This window comes from Micromonospora sp. DSM 45708 (assembly GCF_039566955.1).
In the GTDB taxonomy this organism is placed as follows: Bacteria; Actinomycetota; Actinomycetes; order Mycobacteriales; family Micromonosporaceae; genus Micromonospora.
Window position 1 is genome coordinate 60,817 of record NZ_CP154796.1, and the last position, 16,156, is coordinate 76,972.

The following is a 16,156-nucleotide window of genomic DNA, read 5'->3' on the forward strand; positions in this document are numbered from 1 at the left end:
GGTGCCTTTCTGTTGCATGATGGCGGGCATGACGGAGACCCCGCACCCCCTGTACGCCAGGCACGCCGAGACCCTCGACCGGGCGCTGACCGCCATCACGGAGCGCGGGTACTGGTCCGCCTATCCCGAGTCGCCCAGCCCCCGGGTGTACGGCGAGACCGCCGCCGCCGACGGCAAGGCCGCCTTCGAGGCGTACCTGGGCGGCGACTTCCCGCTCGACCAGGCGAGCGACGGCACCACCGTGGCCACCGAGGTCAGCCCGTTCGGCGTGGCGCTGGACGTGCGCTACCCGCACGCCGGCGCGGACGAGTTGGTGGCCGCCGCCACCGCCGCGCTGCCGGCCTGGCGCGACGCCGGCCCGAAGGCCCGCGCGGGCGTCTGCCTGGAGATCCTCGACCGGCTGCACAAGAACGTGTTCGAGCTGGCCAACGCCGTGCAGTTCACCAGCGGTCAGGCGTTCGTGATGGCGTTCCAGGCCGGCGGCGCGCACGCGCTGGACCGCGCGCTGGAAGCGGTCGCCTACGCGTACGCCGAGATGACCCGCCACCCCGGGACGGCCGGCTGGGAGAAGGCCGCCGGCAAGGGCGACCCGCTGCGGATGACCAAGACGTTCCACGTGGTGCCGCGCGGGGTGGCACTGGTCATCGGCTGCAACACGTTCCCGACCTGGAACTCGTACCCCGGGTTGTTCGCCTCGCTGGTCACCGGCAACCCGGTGGTCGTGAAGCCGCACCCGCGCGCCGTGCTGCCGCTGGCGGTCACCGTGAAGTACGCCCGCCAGGTGCTCGCCGAGGCCGGCTTCGACCCGAACCTGGTGCAGCTCGCCCCCGAGGCGGCCGGCGAGAAGCTCGCCTCGACGCTGGCCCTGCACCCGGCCGTGAAGATCGTCGACTTCACCGGCTCCACCGAGTACGGCGACTGGCTGGAGGCGAACGCCCGGCAGGCCGCCGTCTACACCGAGAAGGCCGGCCTGAACACGGTGGTGATCGACTCCACCGACGACTTCGCCGGGCTCTGCCGCAACCTGGGCTTCACGCTCACGCTCTACAGCGGCCAGATGTGCACCACCTCGCAGAACCTGCTGATCCCGCGCGACGGCATCGACACCGACCAGGGGCACAAGAGCTTCGACGAGGTGGCCGCCGGGATCGCCGGAGCGGTCGCCAAGCTCACCGCCGACCCGGCGCGGGGCGTCGAGCTGACCGGCGCGATCGTCAACGACGGGGTGCTGGAGCGGCTCGACGAGGTGACCAAGGTCGGCGAGCCGGTGCTGGAGTCGCGCACCGTCGAGCACCCGTCCTTCCCGGGCGCCGTGGTGCGTACGCCGACGGTGGTCAAGCTGGACGCCGCCGACACCGCGACGTACGCGCGGGAGTGGTTCGGGCCGATCTCGTTCGCCATCGCGACCGACTCGACCGCGCACAGCCTGCGCATCCTGCGCGAGACGGTGGGGGAGAAGGGCGCGCTGACCGCGGCCGTCTACTCCACCGACGAGGCAGTGCTGGACGCGGCCGAGGCGGCGGCGATCGACGCCGGCGTGCACCTGTCCTGCAACCTGACCGGTGGCGTGTTCGTCAACCAGTCGGCGGCGTTCTCCGACTTCCACGGCTCGGGCGCGAACGCGGCGGCCAACTCGGCGCTGACCGACGGCGCGTACGTGGCGAACCGGTTCCGGGTGGTGCAGAGCCGCCGGCACGCGTGAGGTGGAAAGCGGGGCCCCCGCCGGTGCGGGGCCCCCGCCGGTGCGGGGCCCCCGCCGGTGCGGGGGCCCCGCTCACCAGCCGGGCGTCAGGCCGGGCGGCGCATCTGGAGTTCGCGCAGGACCGGGAGCCGGGGGTGCGGGACGCGTACCCCGGTGTCGGTGAAGCCCAGCTTCCGGTAGGCCCGGCAGGCGCGGTCGTTGCCGACCACCACCTCCATCATCAGTTCGGGCCGCCCGCAGGCCCGGGACCAGGCCGCCACCGCGTCCACCAGCGCGGCCAGCAGCCCGGTGCCCCGTCGAGCCGGGGTCACGTAGACCGCGTAGACGAGCGTCAGGCCCGGCTCGTCCGGTGCGGCGATGCCACCGGCGTGGCCGACCAGGCGGGCGTCCGCCTCGGCGACGAACTGGCCGATCTGGTCGCCCCGCGAGACGGTCGCCACCCGGGCTGCGAAGTCCGCGTGCGGGCGCGCGGCGGCCTCGGCCACCGTCTCCAGGAAGGCCAGTGGGCTGTCGGCCAACATCTCCAGCCGGAGCGCCCGCATCCGGGCGGCGTCCTCCGGGCGGATCCGCCGGACCGTGGGTGGGACGGGCACGCTGGTCATGCCGCATACATACCGGACCGGGCCGGAGCGGGCGCGTCCGGGTGCCGTACCAGCTCCGGAATATGCCCGATTTGTGGTCGTGCGCGGTCGTCACTCCTCGTGTAGCGTGCGATTTCGGTCACCGATTCAGCGGCCGTCGCCGATCGCCGAAACCGGTGTGCCGCCGGTGCCGGTCCGCCGGTTTCCGGGTGTTGGACGCCGCGCAGAGTGAGGAAGTGCACCGTGGCACAGGGCACCGTGAAGTGGTTCAACTCCGAAAAGGGCTACGGCTTCATCGCCGTCGACGGCGGTCAGGACGTCTTCGTCCACTTCTCCGCGATCGAGATGGACGGCTACAAGGCTCTGGACGACGGCCAGCGGGTCGAGTTCGAGATCGCTCAGGGCCAGAAGGGCCCGCAGGCCGAGCGCGTCCGCGTCATCGCCTGATCGCTGCCGGCCGTCGCCCGCGGCCGAACCACCCCGACCGGGGCTGCGTTGCCGCCCCGCACCGTGGAAGATCATGAGCCGTTCCAGCCGTCGCCGCTGAGGAGGGCCCATGTCCGACCTGCCCCCGTCGGGTTCCACCGAGCCGGTGCACCCGGCCGATCCGGCCCGGCCCGCGCCGCCGCCCGCCGGGCCGGTGCCGGAGCAGTCGGGGCCGCCCGGGACGCCGCCCACCGCCGGCCAACCGGCCGTCGACCCGTGGGCCGACCGGACCGCCGCCGACCGGCCGGACTCCGACCCGGACGCGCCGAACCCGGACGGGTACGGCCCGCCGCCTGCCCACCCGCACCCGTCCGGCTCGGCCACCCCACCGCCCGGCTGGCCCGCGCCACAGGGCATCCCGCCCGGCTGGCCCGCGCCACAGGGCAGCACCCCGTCCGGCTGGTCCGCGCCGCAAGGCAGCACCCCGTCCGGCTGGCCCGCGCCGGACGCTGCTCCGCCCGGCGGCTGGAGCTGGCCGGCCACCGGGCCCACCTACCCCGGTCATCCGATGCCGGGCGCGGCGTACCCCGGTCACCCGATGCCCGGTGCGGCGTACCCCGGTCACCCGGTGCCCGGTGGCTGGTACCCCGGTCCCGACCCGCAGGATCCGCTGGTCACCCCGCCGTACGCGGGCGTTGGGGGTTGGTTCGCGCGGTGCGCCGGCGCGGTCCGGCGCGGTTGGCGGCAACTCCTGCCGATCATGCTGCTCACCCAGGGCGTACCGGCGGCGGTGATCTCCGTCCTCTCGCTCTTCCTGGTCCCCACCGACGAGCTGGCGACCGGCCCGGACGGCGCGCCGGTGCTGCCGGACGGCTACCTGGGGCAGCTGTTCGCGTTCTACGGCGTGGTCCTGTTCGCCGCGTTGGTCTTCGGTCCGCTCCAGGCGGTCGGTTGGGGCGCGGGCACCTGGGTGGTCGCCCGGCAGGCGGCCGGGGAGCCGGCCGGCCTCGGCGGCGCGCTCCGGTACGGCGCGCGCCGCGCGCTCGGCCTCTGGGGCTGGACGATCGTCGTCTCGCTGCTGATCACGGTCGGCGCCTGTCTCTGCCTGCTGCCCGGCATCTACGTCGGGTTCGCGGTCGCGCTGTTCGGCCCGGTCTACCTGTTCGAGCGGCAGGACCCGATCGGGCGGTCCTGGCGGATGTTCCACACCCGCTTCGGCATGGTGCTGGGCCGGGTGGCGCTGGTGGCGTGCGCGTTGCTCGCGGCGAGCGTGCTGGACGTCGTGGTGGGCGCGGTGAGCGGCGCGGCGTTCGGCGCCGATCCGACGTCCGCGCCGGGCACCGCGGTCGGGGCGGTGACGCTGGCCGTGGTCGGCGCCGCGCTGGCCGCGCCGGCCTACCTCGCGCAGCTCGTCGGGCTGGTCGTCGCGTACGCCGAGCAGCGGGCCCACGAAGGCCCGGTGAACGCGGCCCGACTGGCTGCGGAACTCGGCTGAGCGGTGCGGTCGTGCTTGCACTCGGCTAGGGAGAGTGCTAAACAAGTCATTGGCACTCGCGTACGGTGAGTGCCAATGGTCGGGGCGGTAGGGCCACGGCCGCGCCGGTGCCTCCAGGGTGCCGGAGCGGAACGGGGCCGGTCGTCGCGGGCTGTCCGGCCCGACCGAGGAGGACGTCGTCGTCGCCAGGTGGCGACGTCCCCAAGGTGCGTACACCAGACGGCCCATCCGGGCATCCCGGGTGGCCCGTGAGTGTCCAGGAGGACAACGCCGTATGGCCAAGATGATCGCGTTCGACGAAGAGGCGCGCCGCGGCCTCGAGCGGGGCATGAACCAGCTCGCCGACGCCGTGAAGGTGACGCTCGGCCCCAAGGGCCGCAACGTCGTGCTCGAGAAGAAGTGGGGTGCCCCCACCATCACCAACGATGGTGTGAGCATCGCCAAGGAGATCGAGCTCGAGGACCCGTACGAGAAGATCGGCGCCGAGCTGGTCAAGGAGGTCGCGAAGAAGACCGACGACGTCGCCGGTGACGGCACGACGACGGCGACCGTCCTGGCCCAGGCCCTGGTTCGCGAGGGTCTGCGCAACGTGGCCGCCGGCGCCAACCCGATGGCCCTGAAGCGGGGCATCGAGACCGCCGTGGCCAGCGTCTCGGAGGAGCTGCTCAAGCTCGCCAAGGACGTGGAGACCAAGGAGCAGATCGCCTCCACCGCCTCCATCTCCGCCGGTGACAGCACCGTCGGTGAGATCATCGCCGAGGCGATGGACAAGGTGGGCAAGGAAGGCGTCATCACCGTCGAGGAGAGCAACACCTTCGGCCTCGAGCTCGAGCTCACCGAGGGCATGCGCTTCGACAAGGGCTACATCTCCGCCTACTTCATGACCGACCCGGAGCGTATGGAGGCCGTCTTCGACGACCCCTACATCCTGATCGTCAACAGCAAGATCTCGTCGGTGAAGGACCTGCTCCCGATCCTGGAGAAGGTCATGCAGTCGGGCAAGCCGCTGCTGATCATCGCCGAGGACCTGGAGGGCGAGGCCCTCGCCACGCTGGTCGTCAACAAGGTCCGGGGCACCTTCAAGTCGGCCGCCGTCAAGGCGCCGGGCTTCGGTGACCGCCGCAAGGCCATGCTCGGCGACATCGCCATCCTCACCGGTGGCCAGGTCATCAGCGAGGAGGTCGGCCTCAAGCTGGACGCCGTCACCCTCGACATGCTGGGCCGCGCCCGCAAGGTCGTGGTGACCAAGGACGAGACCACCGTGGTCGACGGCGCCGGTGACGCCGAGCAGATCCAGGGCCGGGTGAACCAGATCCGGGCCGAGATCGACAAGAGCGACTCCGACTACGACCGGGAGAAGCTGCAGGAGCGTCTGGCCAAGCTGGCCGGCGGTGTTGCGGTGATCAAGGTCGGCGCGGCCACCGAGGTCGAGCTGAAGGAGCGCAAGCACCGCATCGAGGACGCCGTCCGCAACGCGAAGGCCGCCGTCGAGGAGGGCATCGTCCCGGGTGGTGGCGTCGCGCTGGTCCAGGCCGGCAAGACCGCCTTCGACAAGCTGGACCTGGCCGGCGACGAGGCGACCGGCGCGCAGATCGTCAAGATCGCGCTGGACGCCCCGCTGCGGCAGATCGCCGTCAACGCCGGCCTCGAGGGTGGCGTCGTCGTCGAGCGGGTCCGCAACCTCGACCCGGGTCACGGCCTCAACGCCGCGACCGGCGAGTACGTCGACCTGCTGGCCGCCGGCATCATCGACCCGGCCAAGGTGACCCGTTCCGCGCTGCAGAACGCCGCCTCGATCGCCGCGCTGTTCCTCACCACCGAGGCCGTCGTGGCGGACAAGCCGGAGAAGACCCCGGCCGCCCCGGCTGGCCCGGGTGGCGGGGAGATGGACTTCTGAGTCCAGCTTCACCCAGTACGCCGGAAGGGGGCGGGCCGCGTCAGCGGTCCGCCCCCTTCCGCGTCCGCGTCAGGTGGGCAGCGGGCGTTGGTTGCGTCGCTTGTGTGCCCGGTCGTACGGCGGCAGCAGCCGTCTCGGCTCGTCCACCGGCTGCCGGGGCTCCTCCACGGCCGGCTGGTCCGCGGCGTCCTGCTCGGCGTCGCCCACGTCGAGCCGTTCGGTGGGCAGCTCGCCGGCCGGGCGCCGGCCCGTCGCCGGGCCGTCGGTCCGTTCGTCATCCGTGGTCATTGCGCGCCTCCTCTGCCCCTCGAACGGTAGGGGCCGGTCGATGGGCGTGGAGGGCGAACGGCGTTATGCCCGATTGATGGCTCTTCACGCCGATAGACCGGGTGTCCGGTGCCGGCGGGGCGTCGGCGATGCTGTGGGCATGGAGCACGTGTCCAGAGTGCCGCGACCGGGTGCTCCACGTGTGCTACCGGGTGCGCCCCTGAAGGGCCTTCCGGTAGAGGAAGAAGACGCGCTCGATCCGGGCCCCGGCCGCACCCGAGTAGAACGGCACCGGGCCGACCCAGCCGATCTGCGCCTCGGTGAACCCGGCCGCCGCCTGGTCGCGGAGGCAGCGGCGCAGCAGCACCCCACCGATCCCGGAACCCTCGGCCGCCGGGGCGGTGCCCATCGGCCCGAACCAGCTCGGCCGCGCCGACCCGTACGCGGCGAAGCCGAGGATCTCGCCGTCCCGCTCGGCCAGGTGCGCGCCCGCGTCCGGGCGGCCCACCGAACCGGCCAGCTCACCGTCCCAGGCGCCGCCGAACGTGGCCCGGGCGAACGCGGCCAGCGCCGGCAGGTCCGTGGACGTGGCCCGGCGTACCGTCACGCCCTGCCCGGCCAGCCGCCGCTCGCTGGCCTCGGTGGGACGCAGCGCCGCCGACCCCTCGGCCAGCGTGGCGGTCATGTTCCAGGCGGTCCGGTCCTGCCGGTAGCCGAGCCGCAGCGCGGCGCAGACCGCCGGCGTGTAGCGGACGTCGATGCCGGGCCAGGCGTAGTACGGCGGGTTGCCGGCGAGCAGCACCTCGGACGCGCCGAGCGCGGCCAGCCGGCCCTCCGCGTCGGCCAGCAGCGCCGCGCCGATCCCCCGGCGGCGCTCCGCCGGGGCCACCGCGACCAGGTCGACGTGACCGAGCCGCGGATCGGTCGCCGACCGGGACCCGACCAGGACCCCGAGCAACGTGCCGTCGCGGACCGCGCCGAGCCGCAGCACCGGCCGGTCGGCCGCCGCCCGCTCCGCCAGCGTGGCCACCACGGCCGGCGCCTCGGCCGCGTCCTCCGGCAGGTCCAGCGACCGCCGGCAGAGTGCGACGACCTCGGGCAGACGGTCCCGGCCCAGCTCGATGATCTCCACGTCCATGGTCGCCGACCCTAGGCCATTCCGGCAGGGTTGTTAACCGGCCCGCGCCGCCCGCACCGCCGCGTACGCGTCGACCAGGCCGGCGCCGACCAGGTCGTGGGTGCCGCCACAGGTCGTGCCGGCCGGAACGGTGACCGGGGTGGCGGTCCCGGTGAGGATCTCCCGGGTCCGCGCCAGGTCCCCGATCAGCGCCGGGTTCGCCGACCACATCAGCGCCACCACGCCGGCCACCTGCGGTGTCGCCATCGAGGTGCCGTCCAGGGTGGCGTACCCGCCGCCGGGGAACGCCGACGGCACCGCCGCGCCGGGCGCCACCAGGTCGGGTTTGGGAACCTCCCCGGTCGGGCCCCGGCTGGAGAACTCGGTGAGCCGGCGGGCCCGGTCGACCGCACCGACCGTGAGCACGTCCGGGTACGGCGCCGGCGGGTCGACGATCGACCCGCAGTACGGGCCGGTGTTGCCGGCGGCGGCCACCACCAGGATGCCGGCCGCGGCCAGCGCGGCGGTCGCCGGGCGCAACGCCCCCGGATCGCACCCCTCCAGCGGGGGGCAGCCCCACGAGTTGGTCAGCACGTCCGGCGCGCGCTGCGGCCGGCCGTCGGTCAGCGGGTTCCCGCCCGGCGGGAACGGCGCCAGCATGAACTGGAGGCAGTCGAGGTAGCGGGCCGGGCTGCCGAGGTTGCGGTCCAGGTTGACGCAGCCCACCCAGCTCGCCCCGGGCGCCACCCCGATCCCGTCGCGGCCCACCGCGCTGCCGAGCGTGTGGGTGCCGTGGCCGCCCCGGTCGGCCGGCGTGCGGCGGTGCTCCCACGGGTCGTACCAGGAGTCGTCGCCGCCCCGGAACCCGGGTGCCAGCGCCGGGTGCCGGCCGTCCACCCCGGAGTCGGAGCTGCCCACCACCACGCCGGCGCCGGTGACGCCCAGCTCCGACCAGACCCGGTCCGCGCCGATCAGCGACACGTTCCAGGTGGGGCCGGTCGGCGCCGGGGTGTCGCCCCGGGCCGGCGGCGCCGCCGCGGGCAGCGGACGCGGGCGCTGGTCGACCAGCACCCGGGCCACCTCGGGCCGGCCGGAGAGCCACGCCCGGATGCCCGGCCCGCCGTCCGTCTCGATGGCGTTGACCAGGTAGTACGGCGTCGGGTTCAGGCGCAGCCGGGTCAGCGTGCGGCGCAGGTCGCCCTGCGTGCGGTCGGCGGTCGCCACCAGCCGCCGGTAGACCTCGGCGGCCCGCGCGTCCCGCCCCGCCCGGCCCGGCGCGCCGGCCGGCAGGCCGCTCAGGTCCGCCTGCTCGCGCAGCACCACCAGCAGCCGCTCGCCGTACAGGCCCGGCTGGCCGGGGACCACGTACACCACCGCCACGGCGGCCAGCAGGGCCCCGGCGGCCAGCCCGGCCACGCCCCGGCGGGGCACGCCGGCGCGGCGGCGGGCGAGCAGCACGGCGTACCCGACGGCGAGCAGCACCGCGACGGCGAACGCCGCGCCGGTGCCCACCGCGACCCAGAACGGCACGTCGCGGCTGCTGGCCAGCAGCAGGGTGATCTCCTCCGGGTCGGTGAGGGCCAGCGGGCCGGCCAGCGCCAGGCCGACCAGCCAGCGCGCCGGTGTCGCCCCGGCGGGACGGCCGGCACGCCGGGCCGCGGCCTCCAGCGCGGCCAGCACGAAGCCGAGCGGCGGCAGCAGCACCAGGCCCGGCAGTTGCGCGCCGGACTGCCCGGCGCCGGCGGCCAGCATCGTCAGCGTGACGCCCGCGACCAGACCACCGACCAGCACCAGCCGGACCGGCCGGGGCGTCGGCCCGGCGGCGAACGCGGCCCAGAACCCGGGGCCGAGCAGCACGCCGGCCAACACGCCGAACGCGGCGGCGGCCAGGCCGGCGAGCAGCGTCTCCAGCGCGCCGCCCAGCGCGCCCACCCACACCCAGGGCAACAGGACCGCCAGCCCGGCGGCCACCGCCAGCAGCGGCACCGCGTCGGGCCGCGCACCCCCGCGACCGGCCGGCCCGGTTCCGCCGTCCGCCGCCCTCGGGCCGGTCCGTCCGGCCGTCGTCGCCGGGCCGTCCGCCGGGATGGGGCCGGGGGGCCCGGCGGTGGCCGCCGGAATGGGCGGGCGGTGGCGGGTGAGCCGGGCGGCGGCGAACGCCAGCAGCGCGGCGGTCGCCGCCAGCGCCGCCAGGTACGCCTCGTGGTGCACCGGCGGGAGCGCCCGGAGCAGTGTCGCCGCGCCCAGCGTCGCCGCGCCGCCGGCCCACGCCCGCCCGGCCGCGCGCAGCGCCGGGGAGCGGGGCAGCAGCGCCAGCGCCAGCACCGGCGCGCCGACCAGCAGCACGGTGCCCGCCGCGACCACCGGCCAGACCGCCACCGCCCGGTCCAGCCCGGTGACCAGCACCACCTGGTCGACCAGCCAGCCGGTGACCTGGCCGGGCACGGTCACCAGCACCGCCCAGACGCCGGCCGCGACCGCCGCGACGACCGGCCACGGCCCGGTCTCGCGCGGCGACGGCGGGGGTACGGGCGCAGCGGGCGGGCCGGTCAGCATGGTCATCACGGTACGGCCGGGACGTGTCGCCGTGGCGTGCGGACGGCTACCGTGGACGGGTGCGCGACCCCAACGTGTCCCGATCCGTGGCCGGCCAGCTCTCCGCCGAGCGCCGCGCCGACGACCTGCGCCGGCTCCGCGCCGAGCGGTTCGACGTGCTGATCATCGGTGGTGGGGTGACCGGGGCGGGCGCCGCGCTGGACGCCGCCTCCCGGGGGCTGAAGGTCGCCCTGGTCGAGGCGCGCGACTACGCCGCCGGCACGTCCAGCAGGTCCAGCAAGCTGATCCACGGTGGCCTGCGCTACCTGGAACAGTTGGAGTTCCACCTGGTCCACGAGGCGCTCACCGAGCGCGGGCTGCTCGCCACCCGGCTCGCCCCGCACCTGGTCCGCCCGGTGCCGATCCTGGTGCCGCTGCCGGCCGAGGGCGGCGTACGCGACCTGCCCCGACGGGTCCTCCGCCGCTCCTACTACGGGCTCGGCGTGGCCGCGTACGACGTGTTCGCCGGGGTGTTCGGCGGTGGGCGCGGCATGCCGCTGCACCGGCACCTCACCCGCGAGGGCGCCCGCCGGATCTTCCCCAGCCTGCGGCCCGACACGCTGGCCGGCGCGATCCGCTACTACGACGGCCAGGTCGACGACGCCCGCCTGGTGGTCACGCTGGCCCGCACCGCGGCCAGTCTCGGCGCGACGGTCGTCACCAGCGCCCGGGCGGTCGGCCTGATCCGCCAGGCCCGCGAGGTGACCGGCGTCCGGGTGCGGGACCTGGAGGCGCCGGCCGGTTCGCCGGACGCCGAGTTCGAGGTCCGTGCCCGCACCGTGATCGCCGCGACCGGCGTGTGGAGCGACGACATGTCGCGGATGCTCAACGACGTCGGGCTGCGTCCCGGCCTGCGCGTCCGGGCGTCGAAGGGCGTGCACCTGGTGGTGCCGCGCTCGGCGATCGTCGGCGAGACCGGGCTGATCCTGCGCACCGCCACCAGCGTGCTCTTCGTCATCCCGTGGGGCGGCCACTGGATCATCGGCACCACCGACACCGACTGGCAGCTCGACCGGTCCCACCCGGCCGCCACCGCGCGTGACATCGACTACCTGCTGGAACAGGTCAACACCGTGCTGGACCGGCCGCTGACCACCGCCGACATCGAGGGCGTCTACGCCGGGCTGCGCCCGCTGCTCTCCGGCGAGGCGGATTCCACCTCCAAGCTGTCCCGGGAGCACGCCGTGGTCGAGCCGATGCTCGGCCTGCTGCTGGTGGCCGGCGGGAAGTACACGACGTACCGGGTGATGGCCTCCGACGTGGTCGACCACGCGGCACGCCGGCTCGGCCGGGCCCGTCCGTCGCGCACCGCCGACCTGCCGCTGCTCGGCGCCGACGGGTACGCCGCCATGTGGCGGGACCGGGCCGACCTGGCCCGCCGGCACCGGGTGCCGGTCGGGGTGGTGGAGCACCTTCTGGAGCGCTACGGCACCCTCACCCTGGATCTGCTCGCCCTGGTCGACGCCGATCCGCTGCTGGGCTCGCCGCTGGCCGGCGCCCCGGAGTACCTCGCCGCCGAGGTCACGTACGCGGCCCGGGCCGAGGGCGCGCTGCACGTGGAGGACGTGCTCACCCGGCGTACCCGGATCTCCATCGAGACCAGCCACCGCGGCCTGGAGTCGGCGGAGCACGTCGCGGAGCTGATGGGCGCGGTGCTCGGCTGGGACGCGGCGACGCGCGCCCGGGAGGTCGCCCACTACCGGGCGCGGGTGGAGGCCGAGCGGGCGTCGCAGCTCATGCCGGACGACGTCGCGGCCGACGCGGCCCGGCTCGGCGCGCCCGACGTGCGGGGCTTCGCGGCCGACCGGGGCACCGACCTCCCGGCCTCGCCCCGCTAGGCCGACCCGAACCCGACCCCTAACGGCCGCTCGACGGCTAGTGCGCGCTACCTACGGAAGTGTAGGTTTCCCGCGTGGTTCGCCCATCCTGGTCGCGCGTCCCCGCCCTGTCCGCCGGTGTCCTGCTGGCGACCGCCCTGACCGGCTGCGCGCTCCTCGGCAACGCCGAGGGCACCACCGCACCCGGTCGGCAGGGCTCGGCCACACCGACACCGACCGGGAACCTCGTCACGTTGATGCAGCGGCTGGGCGGGGACGGCGCGGTCCGCACGCTCGACGTGGAGCCGACCGGCCGGTGGCAGTGCCGCGACTGCGCCGGCGACGGCGTCGACGCGACCGGCGCGCTGAACCCCGAGCAGACGTCCCGGTTGCAGCGGATGCTCGCCGACCCGGCGCTGGCCCGGGAAACCGACCAGGCCCGGCAGTACCGGCAGCTCTGCATCGGCGTGCTGACCTCGACGCTGCTGATCCCGCCGGGGCTGACCGTCACCATCCAGGACTGCCCGGGCGAGCCGGCGCCGCCGGTGGCGTACGAGGTGCTGCTGCTGCTCACCCAGGCCACGCCCGCCGACGACAAGGGCTGAGTCAGAGCACCTTGCCGGGGTTGAGCAGCCCCGCCGGGTCCAGCGCCGCCTTGATCGCCTGATGCACCCGGACGCCCACCGGGCCGATCTCCCGCGCCAGCCAGTCCCGCTTGAGCAGCCCGACGCCGTGCTCGCCGGTGCAGGTGCCGCCCAGGTCCAGCCCGAGCCGCATGATCTCGTCGAAGGCCCGCCGGCCCCGCTCCAGGCTCGCCGGGTCGGCGCGGTCGACCACGATGTTCGGGTGCATGTTGCCGTCACCGGCGTGCCCGACCACCCCGATCGGCACGTCACACGCGGCGGCGATCCGGGCCACCCCGTCCAGCAGCTCCGCCAGCCGGCCGCGCGGCACCGCCACGTCGTCGATGACCAGGCCGCCGTTGCCACCCGGGAACGTCTCGGCGGCGAAGCGCTCCATCGCCGGGTGGGCCAGCCGCCGCGCCTGGAGCAGCGCGGCGGCCTCGGTCGCGTCGGTGGCCGCCCAGACCTCGTCGGCGCCGGCCGTCGTGCAGACCTCGGCGATCCGGGCCAGGTCACCGGCCGCCCGGTCGCCGGTGTCCACCGCCGCCAGCAGCAGCGCCTCCGCGTCGGTCCGCAGCCCCATCGGCCGGTACGCCTCGATGGCCCGCAGGTGGGTGCGGTCCAGCAGCTCCAGCAGGCTCGGGGTGAGTCCCCGCTCGGCGAGGCCGGCCACCGCGCCGCCGGCCGCCGCCGTGGTGCCGAAGACCGCCACCAGGGTCAGCGACGCCTCCGGCGCCGGGCGCAGCGCCACGGTCACCTCGGTGATCACCCCGAGGGTGCCCTCCGAGCCGACGAAGAGCCGGGTCAGGTCGTACCCGGCGACGCCCTTGGCGGTGCGCCGGCCGGTGCGCAGCACCTCGCCGGAGGCGAGCACCACCTCCAGACCGAGCACGTACTCGCTGGTCACGCCGTACTTCACGCAGCACATACCGCCGGCGTTGGTGGCCACGTTGCCGCCGATGGTGGACGACTCCCACGAGCCGGGGTCGGGCGGGTACCAGAGCCCACGCGCCCGCACCGCCCCGGCCAGCGCGGCGTTGACCACGCCGGGCTGCGCCACGGCGATCCGGCCCACCGGGTCGACCTCCACGATCCGGTCCATCGCCACCGTGCTCAACACCATCGCGCCGGCCACCGCGTTCGCCGCGCCGGCCAGCCCGGTCCGGGCGCCCTGCGGCACCACCGGTACGCCGTGCCGGCCGGCCGCGCGCACCGCCGCGACCACGCCCGCGGTGTCCCGGGGGCGGACCACCACCAGCGGGGTGCCCGAGGCGCACAGGTCGGCCTCGTCCCGCTCGTGCCCGGCCAGCAGGTCCGGGTCGGTCAGCACGGCGGACTCGCCGAGCGCGGCCCGCAGCTCGTCGAGGAGGGGATGGGCAGCCATGCCGGGAAGGCTACCGGCGTACTTTGGAACGATGCTCTACCTGGACCCGCCCGCGGTGCCCTGGCGCGGCCGGCTCTGGTCGCACCTGATCAGCGACGTCTCCTTCGCGGAGCTGCACGCCTTCGCCGAGCTGCTCGGCGCCGGCCGGCGCGGCTTCGACCGGGACCACTACGACCTGCCCGCCGAGCGGTTCCGGGTGGCGGTCTGGCTGGGCGCGACGGTGGTCCCGTCCCGCGAGATCGTCCGCCTGCTGCGGGACGCCGGGCTGCGCCGCCCGAAGCCCCGGGCCGCCCGGCTGCCCGGCCGTGGCTCAGGTGAGGCCGCTCAGCTCCCGACCCAGGTTGGCGCGGGCCCGGTGCTCCCAGCGGGCGTGCGGCTCGGGTAGCCGGTAGAGCGCCGGCAGGGCGAGCAGGTGCCGCAGCACGGCGGCCCGGCCGGCCCGGAAGTCCGGCTCCGGGACGTGGGCGTACTCGCGGCGGATCGCGGCGGCGTACCGGTCGTAGTCGTCCGGTGCGGCGGCCAGCACCGCCAGGTCGGCGTCGCAGAGCAGCGCCCCGTCCGGGTCGTCCGGCCCGACCGCGTGGCCGGCGGTGAGCAGCACCAGGCGGCGTACCCCGGTCACCGCCGTGGCCGGCAGCCCGACGGCGGTGAGCAGCGCGTCCCCCAGGTCGGCGCTGGCCCGCTCGTTGGCGTCGCCGCCCGCCCGCGGGTCGTAGACCGCGTCGTGGCACCACGCCGCGAGCCGGACCAGGTCCGGGTGGCGGGCCCGTTCGGCGTACGCGTCGACCACGTCGAGCACCGCCCGCAGGTGCTCCTCCGTGTGGTGGTGCCGGTGCGGCTCCCGCCAGCCGGCCAGCAGCCGCGCCCCGGCCCGCGCCACGCCGTCCGGGTCGGTCGCGCCGGCCGCCCGGGCCGTCGCCCGCCACCGCGCCGTCAACTCGTCCACCGGTGCAGTCTGCCCCACTCCGTCGCCGGGGCGAGGATTCACCGGGGACGGGACGGGTAGTACCCGCCATGGCCCGGGACCGACGACCGCCGTTCCTGCGGCGCATAACGTCGCGCGAGACGCTGGGCGACCTCGACGGGCCACGGATCGCCGCCGCCGTGGACGAGCTGCGCGACCGGAGCAAGGCCACCCTGCACGACCGGCTGCACCGGGTCCGGACCGCGTTCGGCCTGGCGTTGCAGGCGGGGCTCGCGGCCGGCCTGGCGTACCTGGTCTCGCACCGGCTGCTGCACAACCCGCAGCCGGTCTTCGCCCCGATCTCCGCGGTGGGCACGCTCGCCGCCTCGGTGGGGCAGCGGTTCCGGCGTACCGTCGAGCTGATCATCGGGGTGGCGATCGGCGTCCTCGTCGGCGACGTGCTGATCTACTTCCTCGGCACCGGCGCCTGGCAGCTCGCGCTGGTGGTGACCTCGGCGATCCTGCTGACCATCTTCGCCGGGGCGAGCGTGGCCATCGTCATCCAGGCGGCGGCCACCGCGGTGCTGATCGTGACGCTCAGCCCGTCCACCGAGAACATCGAGTTCCCGCGCTTCGTCGACGCCTTCATCGGCGGCAGCATCGCGCTGCTGGTGACCGCCGTCCTGCTCCCGCTCAACCCGCTCCGGGTGATCAACCGGGCCGCCCGACCCGCGCTGGACCTGCTCGCCGCGCAGCTCGACACGTGCGCCGAGGCGCTGCGCAACCGGGACCGGGGCGCGGCCCAGCGGGCGCTGTTCCGGCTCCGGGAGAACAAGGAGGAACTGGCCGCGCTCGGCGAGGCGATCGAGGGCGCCAAGGAGACCACCACCATCTCGCCGGCCCGCTGGCACCGGCGCAGCGAGCTGACCCACTACGCGGAGGCGGCCGAGCCGATCGACCGGGCGATGCGCAACAGCGGCACACTGATCCGCCGCGCGGTCACGATGATCGAGGACGAGGAGCCGGTCCCCGAGCCGATGCCCGACTCCGTCGCCCATCTCGCCGAGTCGGTACGCCTGCTCCGGCACGAGTTCGCCGCTGGCAAGGAGCCGGAACAGGCCCGGGAGCGGGCGCTGCGCGCGGTCAGCGAGGCCGGCCGGGCGTACGCCCAGGGGGTCGGCTTCTCCGGCAGCGTGGTGATCGCCCAGGTGCGGACCGCGGCCAGCGACCTGATGGTCGCCTCCGGCATCGACCAGGAGGAGGCGAACCGCCTGGTCCGGCAGGCGTTCCACGGAGAGAACCAGCCCTCCGACGCTCCCCCCACCGCCCCTCCCGTCGGCTGACCCCC

14 protein-coding genes are annotated in these 16,156 nt (G+C 75.4%); 8 read left to right on the forward strand and 6 right to left on the reverse strand.

What is annotated here, in order from left to right; genetic code table 11:
- Positions 1 to 28 precede the first annotated feature (28 nt).
- Positions 29 to 1,702 carry a phenylacetic acid degradation protein PaaN gene (gene paaN, locus VKK44_RS00325; protein WP_343444800.1) on the forward strand — a complete coding sequence of 558 codons (1,674 nt, stop codon included), beginning with the start codon at positions 29 to 31 and terminating at the stop codon, positions 1,700 to 1,702.
- 86 nt (positions 1,703 to 1,788) lie between these two features.
- Here paaN and VKK44_RS00330 read toward each other — a convergent pair whose 3' ends face one another.
- Positions 1,789 to 2,304, reverse strand: a complete 516-nt coding sequence (locus VKK44_RS00330) for a GNAT family N-acetyltransferase (RefSeq protein WP_343444801.1) — start codon at positions 2,302 to 2,304, stop codon at positions 1,789 to 1,791.
- A gap of 222 nt (positions 2,305 to 2,526) precedes the next feature.
- On the opposite strand from VKK44_RS00330, the gene VKK44_RS00335 reads away from it, so the two are divergent.
- The 3 genes from VKK44_RS00335 (at position 2,527) to groL (ending at position 6,101) form a co-directional block, all read left to right on the forward strand.
- Positions 2,527 to 2,730 carry a cold-shock protein gene (locus VKK44_RS00335; protein ID WP_067305333.1) on the forward strand — a complete coding sequence of 68 codons (204 nt, stop codon included), beginning with the start codon at positions 2,527 to 2,529 and terminating at the stop codon, positions 2,728 to 2,730.
- Positions 2,731 to 2,839: 109 nt separating this feature from the next.
- A complete protein-coding gene (locus VKK44_RS00340; RefSeq protein WP_343444802.1) occupies positions 2,840 to 4,204 on the forward strand; it encodes a hypothetical protein in 1,365 nt (454 codons plus the stop codon).
- 274 nt (positions 4,205 to 4,478) lie between these two features.
- The gene (groL, locus tag VKK44_RS00345) at positions 4,479 to 6,101 is read left to right on the forward strand and encodes a chaperonin GroEL (RefSeq protein ID WP_343444803.1); all 1,623 of its coding nucleotides are present in this window, start codon (positions 4,479 to 4,481) and stop codon (positions 6,099 to 6,101) included.
- Positions 6,102 to 6,170: 69 nt separating this feature from the next.
- Here groL and VKK44_RS00350 read toward each other — a convergent pair whose 3' ends face one another.
- The 3 genes from VKK44_RS00350 to VKK44_RS00360 form a co-directional block, all read right to left on the reverse strand.
- Positions 6,171 to 6,389 carry a hypothetical protein gene (locus VKK44_RS00350; RefSeq protein WP_343444804.1) on the reverse strand — a complete coding sequence of 73 codons (219 nt, stop codon included), beginning with the start codon at positions 6,387 to 6,389 and terminating at the stop codon, positions 6,171 to 6,173.
- A 184-nt stretch (positions 6,390 to 6,573) separates the two neighbouring features.
- Entirely contained in the window at positions 6,574 to 7,506 is a 933-nt protein-coding gene (locus VKK44_RS00355) for a GNAT family N-acetyltransferase (RefSeq protein ID WP_343444805.1), read from the reverse strand.
- Between the two features lie 33 nt (positions 7,507 to 7,539).
- Entirely contained in the window at positions 7,540 to 10,047 is a 2,508-nt protein-coding gene (locus tag VKK44_RS00360; protein WP_343444806.1) for a S8 family serine peptidase, read from the reverse strand.
- A gap of 68 nt (positions 10,048 to 10,115) precedes the next feature.
- On the opposite strand from VKK44_RS00360, the gene VKK44_RS00365 reads away from it, so the two are divergent.
- Together VKK44_RS00365 and VKK44_RS00370 are read left to right on the forward strand one after the other, a co-directional pair.
- Complete coding sequence (locus VKK44_RS00365; RefSeq protein WP_343447612.1) at positions 10,116 to 11,918, forward strand: glycerol-3-phosphate dehydrogenase/oxidase; 1,803 nt, start codon at positions 10,116 to 10,118, stop codon at positions 11,916 to 11,918.
- A 74-nt stretch (positions 11,919 to 11,992) separates the two neighbouring features.
- Positions 11,993 to 12,502 (forward strand): hypothetical protein, encoded by a 510-nt coding sequence (locus tag VKK44_RS00370; RefSeq protein ID WP_343444807.1) that lies wholly within the window; start codon positions 11,993 to 11,995, stop codon positions 12,500 to 12,502.
- 1 nt (position 12,503) lies between these two features.
- Here the strand turns inward: VKK44_RS00370 and VKK44_RS00375 are convergent, their stop codons facing one another.
- Entirely contained in the window at positions 12,504 to 13,904 is a 1,401-nt protein-coding gene (locus VKK44_RS00375; RefSeq protein WP_343444808.1) for an FAD-binding oxidoreductase, read from the reverse strand.
- Positions 13,905 to 13,935: 31 nt separating this feature from the next.
- Between VKK44_RS00375 and VKK44_RS00380 the strand changes: the two genes are divergently transcribed.
- Complete coding sequence (locus VKK44_RS00380) at positions 13,936 to 14,289, forward strand: DUF4031 domain-containing protein (RefSeq protein WP_343444809.1); 354 nt, start codon at positions 13,936 to 13,938, stop codon at positions 14,287 to 14,289.
- Here VKK44_RS00380 and VKK44_RS00385 read toward each other — a convergent pair.
- Positions 14,215 to 14,850: an HD domain-containing protein gene (locus VKK44_RS00385; protein WP_343444810.1), complete on the reverse strand. Its 636-nt coding sequence runs from the start codon at positions 14,848 to 14,850 to the stop codon at positions 14,215 to 14,217. The genes VKK44_RS00380 and VKK44_RS00385 overlap by 75 nt on opposite strands.
- A 68-nt stretch (positions 14,851 to 14,918) precedes the next feature.
- Here VKK44_RS00385 and VKK44_RS00390 point away from each other — a divergent pair, with 68 nt between their 5' ends.
- Positions 14,919 to 16,151 (forward strand): FUSC family protein, encoded by a 1,233-nt coding sequence (locus VKK44_RS00390; RefSeq protein WP_343444812.1) that lies wholly within the window; start codon positions 14,919 to 14,921, stop codon positions 16,149 to 16,151.
- Positions 16,152 to 16,156 lie beyond the last annotated feature (5 nt).

What these genes read in the sequence shown, in the direction of transcription:
- paaN (WP_343444800.1), top strand. Translation starts at nt 29, where the DNA reads ATGACGGAGACCCCGCACCCCCTGTACGCCAGGCACGCCGAGACCCTC.
- VKK44_RS00330 (WP_343444801.1), bottom strand. Translation starts at nt 2,304, where the DNA reads ATGACCAGCGTGCCCGTCCCACCCACGGTCCGGCGGATCCGCCCGGAG.
- VKK44_RS00340 (WP_343444802.1), top strand. Translation starts at nt 2,840, where the DNA reads ATGTCCGACCTGCCCCCGTCGGGTTCCACCGAGCCGGTGCACCCGGCC.
- groL (WP_343444803.1), top strand. Translation starts at nt 4,479, where the DNA reads ATGGCCAAGATGATCGCGTTCGACGAAGAGGCGCGCCGCGGCCTCGAG.
- VKK44_RS00350 (WP_343444804.1), bottom strand. Translation starts at nt 6,389, where the DNA reads ATGACCACGGATGACGAACGGACCGACGGCCCGGCGACGGGCCGGCGC.
- VKK44_RS00355 (WP_343444805.1), bottom strand. Translation starts at nt 7,506, where the DNA reads ATGGACGTGGAGATCATCGAGCTGGGCCGGGACCGTCTGCCCGAGGTC.
- VKK44_RS00360 (WP_343444806.1), bottom strand. Translation starts at nt 10,047, where the DNA reads ATGACCATGCTGACCGGCCCGCCCGCTGCGCCCGTACCCCCGCCGTCG.
- VKK44_RS00375 (WP_343444808.1), bottom strand. Translation starts at nt 13,904, where the DNA reads ATGGCTGCCCATCCCCTCCTCGACGAGCTGCGGGCCGCGCTCGGCGAG.
- VKK44_RS00380 (WP_343444809.1), top strand. Translation starts at nt 13,936, where the DNA reads ATGCTCTACCTGGACCCGCCCGCGGTGCCCTGGCGCGGCCGGCTCTGG.
- VKK44_RS00390 (WP_343444812.1), top strand. Translation starts at nt 14,919, where the DNA reads ATGGCCCGGGACCGACGACCGCCGTTCCTGCGGCGCATAACGTCGCGC.